This window comes from Pusillimonas sp. (assembly GCF_044464525.1).
GTDB lineage: Bacteria > Pseudomonadota > Gammaproteobacteria > Burkholderiales > Burkholderiaceae_B > Pusillimonas.
Genome location: NZ_JBIQLE010000022.1, coordinates 43337 through 57343 on the forward strand (window position 1 = coordinate 43337; position 14007 = coordinate 57343).

13 protein-coding genes are annotated in these 14007 nt (G+C 59.8%); all 13 read left to right on the forward strand.

The window, feature by feature from the left end; all coding sequences use genetic code 11:
- Positions 1 to 47: 47 nt before the first annotated feature.
- A complete protein-coding gene (locus tag ACIY1O_RS12580) occupies positions 48 to 812 on the forward strand; it encodes a GntR family transcriptional regulator (protein WP_397475442.1) in 765 nt (254 codons plus the stop codon).
- Entirely contained in the window at positions 809 to 1753 is a 945-nt protein-coding gene (gene puuE / locus ACIY1O_RS12585) for an allantoinase PuuE (RefSeq protein ID WP_397475443.1), read from the forward strand. The genes ACIY1O_RS12580 and puuE overlap by 4 nt, the downstream gene beginning before the upstream one ends.
- The gene (gene uraD / locus ACIY1O_RS12590; RefSeq protein ID WP_397475444.1) at positions 1750 to 2277 is read left to right on the forward strand and encodes a 2-oxo-4-hydroxy-4-carboxy-5-ureidoimidazoline decarboxylase; all 528 of its coding nucleotides are present in this window, start codon (positions 1750 to 1752) and stop codon (positions 2275 to 2277) included. Before puuE ends, uraD begins: the two co-directional genes overlap by 4 nt.
- Before the next feature lie 29 nt (positions 2278 to 2306).
- Positions 2307 to 3356, forward strand: a complete 1050-nt coding sequence (gene alc / locus ACIY1O_RS12595; RefSeq protein WP_397475445.1) for an allantoicase — start codon at positions 2307 to 2309, stop codon at positions 3354 to 3356.
- 31 nt (positions 3357 to 3387) lie between these two features.
- A complete protein-coding gene (locus tag ACIY1O_RS12600; protein WP_397475446.1) occupies positions 3388 to 3927 on the forward strand; it encodes an ureidoglycolate lyase in 540 nt (179 codons plus the stop codon).
- A 157-nt stretch (positions 3928 to 4084) separates the two neighbouring features.
- Positions 4085 to 5536 carry a xanthine dehydrogenase small subunit gene (xdhA, locus tag ACIY1O_RS12605; protein ID WP_397475447.1) on the forward strand — a complete coding sequence of 484 codons (1452 nt, stop codon included), beginning with the start codon at positions 4085 to 4087 and terminating at the stop codon, positions 5534 to 5536.
- 61 nt (positions 5537 to 5597) lie between these two features.
- The gene (gene xdhB, locus ACIY1O_RS12610; RefSeq protein WP_397475448.1) at positions 5598 to 7985 is read left to right on the forward strand and encodes a xanthine dehydrogenase molybdopterin binding subunit; all 2388 of its coding nucleotides are present in this window, start codon (positions 5598 to 5600) and stop codon (positions 7983 to 7985) included.
- The gene (gene xdhC, locus ACIY1O_RS12615; RefSeq protein WP_397475449.1) at positions 7982 to 9025 is read left to right on the forward strand and encodes a xanthine dehydrogenase accessory protein XdhC; all 1044 of its coding nucleotides are present in this window, start codon (positions 7982 to 7984) and stop codon (positions 9023 to 9025) included. Before xdhB ends, xdhC begins: the two co-directional genes overlap by 4 nt.
- 73 nt (positions 9026 to 9098) lie before the next feature.
- On the forward strand, positions 9099 to 11723 hold the full coding sequence (gene alaS / locus ACIY1O_RS12620) for an alanine--tRNA ligase (protein WP_397475450.1): 2625 nt from the start codon (positions 9099 to 9101) through the stop codon (positions 11721 to 11723).
- Complete coding sequence (locus ACIY1O_RS12625; RefSeq protein WP_397475451.1) at positions 11720 to 11974, forward strand: sulfurtransferase TusA family protein; 255 nt, start codon at positions 11720 to 11722, stop codon at positions 11972 to 11974. Before alaS ends, ACIY1O_RS12625 begins: the two co-directional genes overlap by 4 nt.
- A 181-nt stretch (positions 11975 to 12155) precedes the next feature.
- The gene (gene rpsP, locus ACIY1O_RS12630; protein ID WP_397475454.1) at positions 12156 to 12410 is read left to right on the forward strand and encodes a 30S ribosomal protein S16; all 255 of its coding nucleotides are present in this window, start codon (positions 12156 to 12158) and stop codon (positions 12408 to 12410) included.
- 32 nt (positions 12411 to 12442) lie between these two features.
- Positions 12443 to 13063 (forward strand): ribosome maturation factor RimM, encoded by a 621-nt coding sequence (gene rimM / locus ACIY1O_RS12635; RefSeq protein WP_397475452.1) that lies wholly within the window; start codon positions 12443 to 12445, stop codon positions 13061 to 13063.
- Positions 13064 to 13068: 5 nt separating this feature from the next.
- Positions 13069 to 13824, forward strand: coding sequence for a tRNA (guanosine(37)-N1)-methyltransferase TrmD (gene trmD, locus ACIY1O_RS12640; protein WP_397475453.1), 756 nt, complete (start codon positions 13069 to 13071; stop codon positions 13822 to 13824).
- The last annotated feature ends 183 nt before the right edge of the window (positions 13825 to 14007 follow it).

The window sequence follows — 14007 nt, forward strand, 5'->3', positions numbered from 1 at the left end:
CTGCTGAGGCTGGGTATTCGAACCGGTATCAGGCATACGGAGTAAACATGCTTTGTCTCGATCAGCGCGCTGAATACGGCAGCGACATTGCCGCACCCCGAGCTTCCTCGCTGTTAGAGGGCGGTCTGGGCGGCAGCGAGGTCGACCGCGTCCATGCCGATATTTTCGATGCCGTCATGGATCGCCGTCTGCTGCCCGGCGCCAAGCTCACCGAAGCGGCCTTATGCGAGATTTTTTCCTGCTCACGCGCAACCGTTCGAGCAGCCTTGGCGCAGCTGGCCCACGACAAGCTGGTGGTGCTGCGCCCCAATCGGGGCGCTTTTGTATGGCGGCCCAGTCCGGCCGAGATGCGCGACGTGTTCGATCTGCGGCGAGACATGGAATGCCTGCTGATCGACAAACTCATAGCTTTGCCCGATCTGGCGCAGCGCCTTGAGCCGTTGCGCGACATGGTCCGCCAAGAGCGCAAGGCGTTCGAGTGCGGCGACCGCATCAGTTGGCTCAGGCTGTCCAATGCATTTCATGTAAAGCTGGCCCAGCAAGCCGGCAACGGCGTGCTTACCGAGCTCATGCACAGCCTATGCTCACGCACGACCCTAATCATCGCCTACCGCGACACCCCTGGGGGCACCACTTGCTCGTATGCCGAGCATGATCAGATACTCAATCTGCTCGAGGCATCCGATCGCGAAGGCGCTCGCCAAGCCATGTCGCATCATTTGAGCGATTGTGAAGAACGCATGCTGGAAAATTCGCCCGGGCGTGCTGATCCCTGGGCGGCATTCAGCGTCAAGCTCGAGGAAAACTCATGAACGACATCTATCCACGCGATCTGCTCGGCTATGGGCGCAATCCGCCTTTTGCCGATTGGCCGGGCAAGTCGCGGCTGGCGGTCCAGTTCGTACTTAACTACGAAGAGGGTGGGGAACGTTGCGTTTTGCACGGCGACGACGGTTCCGAACAGTTCTTGTCCGAAATCATCGGCGCCGCTGAGTATCCCGACCGCCATCTGTCGATGGAGTCCATTTACGAATACGGCTCCCGGGCGGGCGTGTGGCGAATTCTCAAAGAGTTCGAACGCCGCCACCTCCCGCTTACTGTGTTTGGCATCGGCATGGCGCTTGAGCGAAATCCCGAGGTGGCGCGGGCCATGGTCGAGTTGGGCCACGAGATCGCGGGCCACGGCTATCGCTGGATCCACTATCAATCTGTGCCGTCCGACGTCGAGCAGGCGCATATGCGCCGCTGCATCGAAACGATCACGGCCGCCACCGGCCAGACGCCCCTGGGCTGGTACACCGGCCGAGACAGCCCCAATACGCGGCGCCTGGTGGTCGAACATGGCGGCTTTCTTTACGATTCCGATTACTACGGCGACGATCTGCCTTTCTGGACCACTGTCGAGACATCCGACGGTTCGCGCAAGCCGCATCTGATCGTGCCCTATACGCTCGATTGCAACGACATGCGGTTTGCCACGCCCCAGGGGTTCAACACCGGCGACCATTTCTTCACCTACCTTAAGGACGCCTTCGACGTGCTCTACGCCGAAGGAGAAGACACACCCAAGATGATGTCCATCGGCCTGCATTGCAGGCTTGTCGGCAGGCCGGGGCGTTTTGCTTCCTTGCAGCGGTTTCTCGATTACGTGCAGCGTCACGAGCAAGTCTGGGTCTGTCGGCGCGTCGATATCGCCCGGCACTGGATTCAGCGCCATCCTTACGAGGCCACGGCGGCCGAGGGGGCGGCATGAGCACCCGTATAACGCTTGCCGAGCTTAACGTCATGCCCGGAGCGCAATTCGTGCACATGCTGGGCGGGATCTTCGAGCATTCACCCTGGGTGGCCGAGCAAGTGGCGTCACTGCGTCCTTTCGACGGAATCGACGACTTGCACCAGGCCATGGTCGATCGCATCGTCGATGCGGGGGCCGAAGCCCAAATGGCGCTTATTCAGGCGCATCCCGAGCTGGCCGGCAAGGCGGCCGTGCGGGGCAAGCTCACGCCTGAATCCACGTCCGAGCAGCGAGGCGCGGGCCTTGACCAATGTTCACCCGAAGAGTACAGCGAACTTACGGCCCTTAACCAGGCGTATCGCGAAAAATTCGGTTTTCCGTTCATTCTGGCGGTTCGCGGCCACGACAGGCGCAGCATCATCGAAGAATTTCGGCGACGCCTGGCTTTGTCGCGCTCCGACGAAACCGCCGAATGCCTCGAGCAAATTTATAAGATCGGACGATTTCGTCTCGATGACCTGATCAGCACGCCCGACGCCTGAGCGTGCTCATTTTCTTGGAGTGAGTTTTCATGGCCGCCCCCAATCTGCCTGTTGGAACCGTTATTAACGCACCACCCGTAGCCGAGCCGCCGGTGTTTGCGGTTCGCTATGCCAATCTGGCTTCGGCCGACTTCGGCGCGCGCGTTGTTTCGTGCTCGGATGATTTTTTCGGGGCGGCCGACCGCATGCTCCAATCCTCCGAGTCCATATTCATCGTGGGCAAATTCGATGACCATGGCAAGTGGGTGGACGGGTGGGAAACCCAACGCCGCCGCAATGGGGGCCACGACCATGCGGTGGTCAGGCTTGGCCTGCCGGGCGTGATCAAGGGGTTTGACATCGACACCAGCCATTTTACCGGCAACTTCCCCCCCGCTGCCACGGTGCAGGCCTGTTATTGCGAGGGCGGCGCTGATCCTGGCAACGATGTTGAATGGACGGAAATCGTTTCCGCTACGTCATTGTCGGGCGGCTCGCATCATTTTGTGCCCCTGGTCGACGAGCGCCCATGGACCCATGTTCGGCTAAGCATATATCCTGATGGCGGCGTAGCTCGTTTCCGGGTGTACGGCCAGCCGTCATGCGATTGGTCTTCCCAAGACCCCGACGCGCTGCATGAGGTCTCGGCGCTGGCCGCCGGAGGACGCATCGTCAGTTATAACGACGCTCATTTTGGCGTGCCTTTCCGTCTTATCATGCCCGGTCGGGGTGTCAATATGGGCGACGGCTGGGAAACCCGACGCAGGCGCGATCCCGGTTACGACTGGTGCGTGATCGAGCTCGGCCATGCAGCCATCATCGAGAAAATCGAGGTCGACACCGCGCACTTCAAGGGCAATTATCCTGACACGGTGTCAATACAGGCGGCGCGAGTCGATCAGGGCACCGATCAATCCATCACGACCCAGGCCATGTTCTGGCCCGAGCTGCTGGGCCAGCAGAAAACCGAGATGCACAAGCAGCATTTCTTTTCCGGCGAGCAGATCAAGCCCGTCGGGGCGGTCACTCATGTGCGCCTCAATATGTTTCCCGATGGCGGCGTAAGCCGGCTACGGATTTGGGGGCGGCTGGCCCGCTAGGGTTTGCGCCTTTATGCCTCCCGGAGACCTCATGTCGATACTCAAGCTGGAACGCCTCACGAAAGAAACATTCTCGCCCTTCGGCGATGTCATCGAGATGGGCGATCGTCCGTGGTTTCCTATCAATGGAGGAACCACCCGCCGCTACCATGACCTGGGCCGTGTCCAGGTCACCGGCGAAGACGGCCAAGCAGGCATCAGCATGGCTCGGGGCGATGCCTTCGAGTTTCCCTTGACCATTCGGATGCTAGAGCGGCATCCGTTGGGCAGCCAGGCCTGGATACCTTCCAACGGTACGCCTTTCGTGGCTGTGGTTGCCCCCAACGGCGCCGATGATCGCCCCGATGAATCCGCCATTCGTGCGTTTTACGTTGAAGCGGGACAGGGTGTGAACTACCACCAGGGAACCTGGCATCACCCCTTGATGTCGCTTGGGCGCCAGGGTGATTTCATTGTGGTCGACCGTATCGGCACCGTAGCCAATTGCGATGAATGCACATTGCGTGATGTGCGAGTGGTCGACGGCAGCTTGCTTGAAGATGGCGTGCGGCCCGCCCGGCCGGATACTTGAGACTGATGCCTGTTCCCGGTGCGGGCTTGTTGTATTTTGCCCCGCCGCGCGGTGCTCGAATGCCGCTTTGTTTGGGTTTATAGTGTCCTTATGGGGCACGGTCATAAAAGAGGGGGCGAGGCGTGTTTTCATAGCCATCGCCCGCCACGGAGACAACATGGACGTTCGACGCTTCATCCGCTTTTATCTCAACGGCACACTTTGCGAGGTTGCCCCGGTTTCGGCTACGCAAACGGTGTTGCAGTACCTGCGTGAAGAACTTAAGTTGACCGGCACGAAAGAAGGCTGCAATGAGGGCGATTGCGGCGCCTGTACTGTGACGGAAGCCAGTTTGGGGCCCGACGGCCAGGTCAGTTTCCAGGCAATCAACGCCTGTATCAGGTTTCTGCCCACTCTTGACGGAAAGGCAATCTGGACGGTAGAGGCGCTTGAGCAAGACGGCGCGCCTCACCCCGTTCAGCAGGCCATGATCGATTACCACGGGTCGCAATGCGGCTTTTGCACGCCGGGCTTCATCATGTCCATGTACACCATGTACCAGAATGGCAAGGTTCGTCCCGTGCGCGAAGAGGTGCTCGATGCCTTGTCGGGAAACCTCTGCCGCTGCACCGGCTACCGGCCCATTATCGACGCGGCCTGCAATATGGATGCGTACCCGGCGGTCAGTCTTGATCGCGAGGCATTGCGCGAGCAGCTTCTGGCGCTGCGCCAATCATCCGGCGGCATGCTGGCCTTCGAGGCCGGCGGGCAGTCGTATTTTGCCCCAACCCACGCCGATGAGCTCGCAGAGCTATACGAGCGGTATCCCGATGCCGTCGTGCTGGCGGGGGGAACCGATGTGGGCTTGTGGGTTACCAAGCAGTTGAAGACGCTGCCCGTGGTGATTTATCTTGGCGATATTGCCGAACTTGATTACATCGAGTCACGCGATGGCGTTTTGAATATCGGTGCTGTGGTTTCCCTGAATGAAGGATATGAGGCCATCACCGAACAGTATCCTGAAATCCGCGAGCTCTGGAAGCGTTTCGCCTCGACGCCGATACGCAACTCGGGCACCCTGGTGGGCAATCTGGCCAACGGCTCGCCCATTGGCGACACCGCGCCGCTTCTGATTGCCATCGGCTCGACCGTGGTCTTGCGCAAGGGCGCACGCCGCCGCCGGTTGCCACTGGAAGACCTCTATCTCGATTACCGCAAGCAAGATCGCGAGCCCGGCGAGTTTGTCGAAAGCGTGATGGTGCCTTTGCGCGACCCGGAATGCCAGGTGGCCAGCTACAAACTGTCAAAACGCATCGACCAAGATATTTCGGCGGTGTGCAGCGCCTACGCGATCAAGCTCGATCAGGGCAAGGTGGCCTCGGTGCGCATTGCCCACGGCGGCATGGCGGCCACCTCCAGGCGCGCGCGTCGTGCCGAGCACGCCTTGTTGGGGCGCGACTGGACCGAAGCCACGGTTGCCGAAGCCATGCGGGCGCTCGACGATGACTACCAGCCAATGACCGACATGCGTGCGTCGGACGACTACCGCCGAAAATCAGCACGCAACCTGCTGTATCGCTTTTATCTCGAAAGCACCGGCCAGGCCGACGCCCGCATTCCGGGCTTCTAGAATCTGTCGACAGGCCGGGCCGGCCTGCTTCGGCAGCCACCGTCCCAAATAAGGAGACGTCATGAGCATCAATACATATCAAACCGTGGGCCAATCGCTTGCGCATGAAAGCGCGCGTTTGCACGTCACGGGCGAGGCGCAATACACCGATGATCTTCCCGAGCGCGAGGGCACTTTGCATGCCACCTTGGGTTTGTCGCGGCGTGCGCACGCCACCATAGTATCCATGGATCTGTCCAAGGTTCGATCGGCGCCGGGGGTGGTCGAAGTCGTCTGCCTTGACGACGTGCCGGGTGAAAAATACCTGGGTCCGTTTCTGCACGACGAGCCGGTTTTCGCTGATGGCGCCACTCAATATCTCGGTCAACCCTTGTTCGCTGTGGCGGCCACCTCGCACGATGCCGCACGTCGGGCGGCTTTGCTGGCCGAGGTCGAATACAGTTCTCTCGAACCGGTGCTTACGGCCGACGAAGGCGCCGAGCGCGAGTCTTATGTGCTGCCGCCGGTGCGCATCTCGCGTGGCGATGTGCCGGGCGAACTTGATCGCGGCCCTCATCGTCACCAGGGACGTCTATATTGCGGCGGACAAGAGCAGTTCTATCTCGAGGGCCAGGTAGCCTATGCCCAGCCGGGCGAGAACGACGAAATGCTTGTCCTGAGCTCTACTCAGCACCCGTCTGAAATGCAAGGCATGATCGCTCACATGCTGGGCCGGCCGCTGCACACCATACAGGTGCAATGCCGCCGTATGGGGGGCGGCTTTGGCGGCAAGGAAAGCCAGTCCTGGCCTTTCGCAGTCGCTGCCGCGCTGCTGGCCTGGCGCACGGGAAGGCCGGTCAAGCTGCGCGCCGACCGCGACGACGATTTCATCATTACGGGCAAGCGGCACGATTTTTCCGCCGGCTATGACGTGGCTTACGACGATGACGGGCTGATCAACGCAGTGGCGTTCGAGCAGCGGCTGCGCTGCGGCTATTCCGCCGATCTTTCCGGCGCTGTGGCCGATCGTCAGGTATTCCACAGCGACAATACCTACTACCTGCCTGCCTTCGATATCCTTTCCCTGCGTGTAAAGACCAACACTCAATCCAATACCGCGTTCCGAGGTTTCGGCGGGCCGCAGGGCATATTGTGCATCGAGTACGTACTCGACGACATCGCCCGGCGACTTGGCCACGATCCGCTCGACGTGCGCAAGCGCAACTTCTACGGCCGCGACGAGCGCAACGTGACGCCGTACGACATGGTGGTCGAGGATAACGTTATCCACGAACTGGTCGATCAACTTGAAGTGTCCAGCGAGTATCGGCGCAGACGCGAAGAAATCCGGCGCTTCAATGCCGACAGCAAGGTATTGAAAAAAGGCCTGTCGCTGGTACCGGTCAAGTTCGGTATTTCGTTCACCGCCACGCATCTGAACCAGGCCGGCGCACTGGTCCACGTCTATACCGACGGGTCCATCCTGGTCAACCATGGCGGTACCGAAATGGGGCAAGGCCTCAATACCAAAGTTGCGCAGGTTGTCGCCGAAGAGTTCGGCGTGGATATTGTCCAGGTGCGAGCCTCGGGCACCGACACGTCCAAGGTGGCTAATACGTCGGCTACCGCGGCTTCAACGGGAACCGATCTTAACGGCAAGGCTGCGCAGGATGCCTGCCGCAAGATCAAGGCGGCGTTGGTGGCCTTCGCATCTGACGAGTTTGGCTGCGATTCCGAACAGGTGCGCTTTCGAGACGGGCAGGTATGGCTTGGGGCGCATTCCATGCCATTTCGCGACTTCGTGCAAAAGGCCTATATGGCCCGTGTATCGCTTTGGTCCTCGGGCTTTTACAAAACGCCCAAGATTCACTACGACTTCAAGACACTTACCGGCCGCCCGTTCTTTTACTTTGTCTATGCCGCCGCATGTTCCGAGGTCATTATTGATACTCTTACCGGAGAAAACCGGCTGCTGCGAACAGACATCTTGTACGACGCTGGCCGTCCCATCAATCCGGCGGTCGACCTGGGGCAGATCGAAGGCGGCTTTATACAAGGGGTGGGCTGGCTTACCACCGAAGAGCTGTGGTGGGATGAGAGCGGGGCGCTTAAAACCCATGCGCCGTCCACCTACAAGATTCCCTCTGTCTCTGATTGCCCCGAGCAATTCAATGTTGAGTTCTTCGACAACGGCAATACCGAAAACAATATCTATCAATCCAAGGCCATGGGCGAGCCTCCCTTGCCCTTGGCTATTTCGGTATTTCTTGCGATCCGCGACGCCATCGCCTCTGTGACGGGCGCGGGGGTCGACATTCCGCTCGATGCTCCGGCTACAGCCGAACGCGTATTGCAGGTGCTTGATACTGTTGCGCCCGATCGCTTCGCCTTGAAGGTGGGCGCAGATGCTGTTGCATCCGCCGAGGCGGTCGCATTGGCGGCCGAACCGGGCGGTGGATTGGAACAATGACTGTAGCTCTCGCTCCTTTGGCCCAGCGCGTCCATGGTCGCTGGGTCGGGGCTGCATTACGCTGTTTGAACTCGGGCGGGTCGCTGGTTCTGATCACCGTCGTTCGTTCGCTGGGGTCGACGCCTCGCGATGCCGGCACGCGCATGTGGGTCGATGCCGGCGGGCCCTGCGCCACTATCGGCGGCGGTCATCTCGAGTTGCAGGCAATCGATACTGCGCGCACCATGCTGGCCGATGCCGGCGCGCCGGCGGCGCAAATACGCCATTACGCCTTGGGGCCGAGCTTGGGGCAATGCTGCGGCGGCGCGGTGTGGCTGGCGTTTGAACGGCTGGATAGGGCCGATATTTCGTGGTGTGAAGCCTTTCAGGCGCTTCTGGACAGCGGCGCGAGCGTGCGGCGTACACGCCAATTTCCGGTATTGAACAATGCCCATGATGCTGGCCGTGCGTCCAGCCAAAAGCCCGAGCCCGGCGTTGCGCTCGAGCCGCTGGATGCGTTGGTGGTCACACAGCCTGACGCCAGTTGGAAAGATTCCGATCACCTTCTGGTCGACGTGACGCCGGGCGCGGCGCCATTGGTGGTAGTGTGCGGCGCGGGCCATGTCGGCAAGGCCATTGTGCGTGTCCTGGCGGAGCTGCCTGTCAGCGTGGTCTGGCTCGATCCGCGCGAAGACGAGTGGCCGGCCGACCTGCCCGACAATGTGCTGTGCGTCAACGGTGATGCCGACGACGTTCCGGATTTCCCGGATGATGCATATTGGCTCGTGCTGACGCATAGCCACGCGCTCGATTTGGACATCATCGAGCATGTGTTGCGGCACAAGTCGTTTCGCTATCTGGGCCTGATAGGCTCAAAGACCAAGGCGGCGAAATTCAGGTCGCGCCTGTTGCGCAAGTTTCCTCCAGCCATGGTCGACCGCATTGTCTGCCCCATTGGTATTGTCGAAACTTCCAGCAAGTTGCCCGGTGTCATTGCGGTTTCGGTGGCGGCCCAGCTTGTCGGCCTGCTCGAACACGTGACCAGCGCCGGCAAGCTCTAACCGGTTATAGGCACGTTATGCGCAACAACTCTATAATCATTGGTTACCTCTATATTGTGCGCGCTTTGCCCCGATGAAAACCACTGAGATTCGCCAGAAGTTCCTGTCTTTTTTTGAGTCGAAAGGCCACGCCGTGGTGCCGTCGTCCCCGCTTATCCCGGCCAACGACCCCACTTTGCTGTTCACCAACGCGGGCATGGTCCAATTCAAGGACGTTTTCACGGGCAAGGAATCGCGTCCTTATCAAAGGGCTGTCAGCTCTCAGCGCTGCGTACGGGCCGGAGGCAAGCACAACGACCTTGAAAACGTGGGCTATACCGCGCGGCACCATACTTTCTTCGAGATGCTGGGCAATTTCAGCTTTGGTGATTATTTCAAGCGCGAGGCTATTGCCTATTCGTGGGAATTGCTGACCCAGGTGTACGGCCTGCCGGCCGACAAATTGTGGATCACCGTCTACCAGGAAGACGACGAGGCCTACGATATTTGGCTCAATGAAATCAAGGTGCCGGCCGAGCGAATCATACGAATAGGCGACAACAAGGGCGCGCGCTACGCGTCGGACAATTTCTGGCAAATGGCCGATACAGGCCCTTGCGGCCCCTGCTCTGAAATTTTCTATGACCACGGCCCGCATATTTGGGGGGGGCCTCCGGGCTCGCCCGAAGAAGACGGCGATCGCTACATCGAAATCTGGAACCTGGTGTTCATGCAATTCGAGCGCGATGCGGCGGGCAATATGCTGCCTCTGCCCAAGCCGTGTGTGGATACCGGCATGGGCCTCGAGCGCATCGCGGCGGTGCAGCAGCACGTGCATTCCAATTACGAAATTGATTTGTTCCAGGCCCTGATCGCGGCCGCTGCGCGCGAAACCGGCGCTAAAGACCTGGCGAACAATTCCCTCAAGGTCATTGCTGATCACATTCGCGCCTGCGGCTTCCTGGTGGTGGACGGCGTCATTCCCAGCAATGAGGGTCGTGGTTACGTCTTGCGCCGCATTGTGCGCCGGGCGCTGCGCCATGGCCACAAACTGGGCCAAAGCAAGCCTTTCTTCCATCGGCTTGTAGGCGATCTTGTGGCCCAGATGGGCGACGCCTATCCCGAACTGGCCGTTAATCAGGCTCGTGTCGAGCAAGTGCTTCGCCAGGAAGAAGAGCGTTTCAGCGAAACGCTTGAAAACGGCATGAAGATACTCGAAGCTGCCCTTGCCAATCTCGAAAAGGGCGGGCGCCTCGACGGCCAGACCCTGTTCACGCTGTATGACACCTATGGCTTTCCGGTTGACCTCACCGCCGACATCTGTCGAGAACGTGGCGTTGAAATTGATCTGGATGGCTTCGAAGCGGCGATGGCCCGCCAACGAGACCAAGCGCGGGCGGCCGGCAAGTTCAAAGCGGCGGATGGGCTTAGCTATCAGGGTGTGGACACCCGTTTTGAAGGATATGAACAACTGCAAGGGCAGGGCACGATTACCGCCTTGTATGTGGATGGCACGTCGGTTGACAGCATCGAAGCGGGCGACGAAGCCATCGTGGTTCTTGACGCTACGCCTTTCTACGCCGAGTCGGGCGGCCAGGTGGGCGATGCGGGCCTGCTTGAGGCAGGTGAAACACGCTTCAAGGTTTCAGATACGCAAAAGGTTCAAAACAATGTTTTTGGCCATCACGGCACGCTTGAGTCCGGGAGCTTGACGGTTGGTCAGTCGCTTCAGGCTTTTGTCGATGTAGAACGCCGTGCTCGCACGGTGCGCAATCACTCGGCCACCCACCTCATGCACAAGGCTTTGCGCCAGGTGCTGGGCGAACACGTGCAGCAGCGCGGTTCTTTGGTCGATGCCGATAAGACGCGTTTCGACTTTGCCCACGACGCCCCGGTTACCGCTGCCCAGATCAAAGAGATCGAACGCATCGTAAATGACGAAGTGCTGCAAAACCACGACGTTCAGGCGAGCCACATGGCATACGACGAAGCAGTCAGCGGCGGTGCAGTGGCATTGTTCGGCGAAAAATACGGTGACATGGTGCGGGTCCTGGATATCGGTTTCTCGCGCGAGTTGTGCGGCGGCACTCACGTGGCCCGCACCGGCGACATCGGCCTGTTCAAGATCGTGTCCGAGGGAGGGGTGGCAGCGGGTGTGCGGCGCATTGAGGCGGTCACCGGCATCAACGCCCTGAATTGGGTGCAAGATACACAGGCGACGTTGCAGCAAGCCGCTGCATTGCTCAAGGCGCAGCCGGCCGATCTTTCCGATCGCATTCAGCAGTTGCAGGGGCAGCTCAAGACACTCGAGCGAGACCTTGATCAAGCCAAGAGCAAGCTGGCCGCGTCAGCGGGCAACGACTTGGCCGGCCAGGCCGTTACACTGTCCGGAGACTCGCGCCTGCTGGTTGCCAATATCGCCGGCGCCGACCCCAAGGCTTTACGGGGCATGGCCGATCAACTCAAAGACAAGCTCAAGTCGGCCGTTGTTTTGCTTGCCACCGAGGCCGAAGGCAAGATCAGCCTGGTTGCAGGCGTAACATCTGATCTTACCGGCAAGGTGAAGGCGGGTGAGCTGGTCGGCATGGTGGCAGGCCAGGTAGGCGGCAAGGGCGGCGGTCGGCCCGACATGGCCATGGGCGGCGGTTCCGACGCCGCAGCGTTGCCGGCGGCCATCGCTCAGGTGCACGATTGGGTGCGGGCCCGGCTCGAGGGATGAATATGTCTGATGCGACGGAACAGCCTGATTTCGATCTGGAAGTCGACTCTTCGGGCTTGAAGTGTCCATTGCCGATATTACGTGCCAAAAAAGCTCTGGCGCAACTGCAAAGCGGGCAGGTGCTCAAAGTGATCACTACCGATCCGAATGCCGTGCGCGATTTCCAGGCCTTTTCCAAACAGACCGGCAACGGGTTGTTGGCTCAGGTTGAGGGCGAGGGCAATGTAATGCATTTTCTGGCGCGTCGCTAAGGGCCGGAGAATGTCGCACCAGCCCGCCTCGTTATTGTCATTTTTCTGCTTACTGTCGCGCATCTAGAACACTGCGTAGACCGATTGCATATTTAGAGGGTTTTTGTTTCTTTAGTTTGCGTGCCAGGCTTTAAAGATGCTAGAATCTATTGTTTTTCACATCATTTTCAAAGGATTACCTATGGTGGTGATTCGTTTAGCCCGTGGTGGCTCGAAGAAGCGTCCGTTTTACAATGTTGTAGCTGCTGATTCGCGCGACCGCCGCGATGGCCGCTTTATTGAGCGCCTGGGTTTTTACAACCCCGTGGCAAGTGAAGGCCAAGAGAACCTGCGTTTGGCTCTTGATCGCGTCGAGTACTGGACTGGCAACGGCGCCAAGCTGTCGCCGGCTGTTACGCGCCTCGTCAAAGAATACTCCGCCAAAGCCGCTGCCTGAACGGCCTGCGGCCTGACTAAGGCGAGGTCAGCATGACCGGCGCTTACCCCGACGATCCTCCACAGGACATCATCGAACTCGGGCGTATCGTCTCGGCATATGGGGTGCAAGGCTGGGTCAAGATTCAGCCGCACTCGTCTCAGGCCGAAGTCCTTCTGCAGACCAAAGATTGGTGGTTGAAGGCGCCCGTCCCGCTTGTCGGCGGGGCGGGCGCTTTTGCGCCTGCTCGGTTAACGAAAGTTTCAGCGTCGCGCCTGCATGGGGCGACGGTGGTGGCACGCCTGGACGCCTCGCCCGATCGCAATGCGGCCGAAGCGCTTAAGGGCCATACCATTTGGGTATCCCGTTCACAGTTTCCCGCCGCGGAAGACGATGAGTATTATTGGGCCGACTTGATCGGCTGTCGGCTTTACGGCCAAGCCGAGGACGGCAGCCCTGTACTGATCGGCCAGGTGCAAAATGTCTCGGACAATGGCGCTCACGCTTTGCTGCATGTGGCACGCGGCCATTTGGATGCCGACGGCCAGATCACTTTGCTGCAAAACCAAAAAGGCCGCCACATCGAGGTGCTTGTGCCTTTTGTGGAAGCTCACGTACATACGGTTGACATTGCCGGCAGGCGGCTGGACAGCGACTGGCCGGCGGATTTCTAACCGTCATGCGCTTCGATGTCATTTCATTGTTCCCCGATATTTTCGGCGCCGTGCGTGATTTCGGCATAACCGGCCGCGCGCATGCACAAGGCTTGTGGTCGCTGAAGTTGTGGAACCCGCGCGACTTCACTCGTGATGTGCATCGCACTGTGGATGATCGCCCCTATGGGGGCGGGCCCGGCATGGTGATGCTGGCACAGCCCCTTGAAGATGCGCTGCGGGCGGCGAAGGCTGATCGCGCGGCGGTTGGCGCGCCTGTATGGCTGATGAGCCCTACAGGACGCCGCTTTGATCAAGGCATGGCGCAAGAGCTGGCTGAGGCCGATGGGGCCGTTTTGGTTTGCGGCCGCTACGAAGGTGTGGATCAGCGTTTCATTGAGCGTTGCGTGACGCATGAGGTCTCCATGGGAGACTTCGTTTTGTCGGGCGGCGAAATTCCGGCATTGGCGATCATGGACAGCGTGGTTCGCCTGTTGCCCGGCGCGCTCAATGACCGTGAGTCGGCATTGCAAGATTCTTTTCATGATACGTTGACGGGCTTGCTGGATAGTCCGCACTACACGAGGCCCGAGGTTTATCAGGGTCAGTCCGTGCCTTCAGAATTGCTCTCTGGGCATCACGCGAATATTGCGCTTTGGCGTCGGCGGCAGTCGCTGTCTCTTACTTTGGCCCGCCGGCCCGATTTGATCGATGCCGCTCGTAGGGCCGGCCGGCTCAGCAAGGCGGACGAGGCTTTTCTAGCTGGGCTTGCGGTGGACTGACGGTTCTTTTTTGGTGCTCTGGGCGCTGACGCTTTTGGTCTTTTTGGCGGGAGGGCGGCGATGTGTCTTTTGTCTGGCCGCATCGCTCGGCCTACGGCTTCCCGAATTTTTCTTGCCCAGGCGAGCGGCGGCAGAACTCGTATATGGACGCCTCCTGTTTGCCAAGTAATCTTTTGCCGCTGA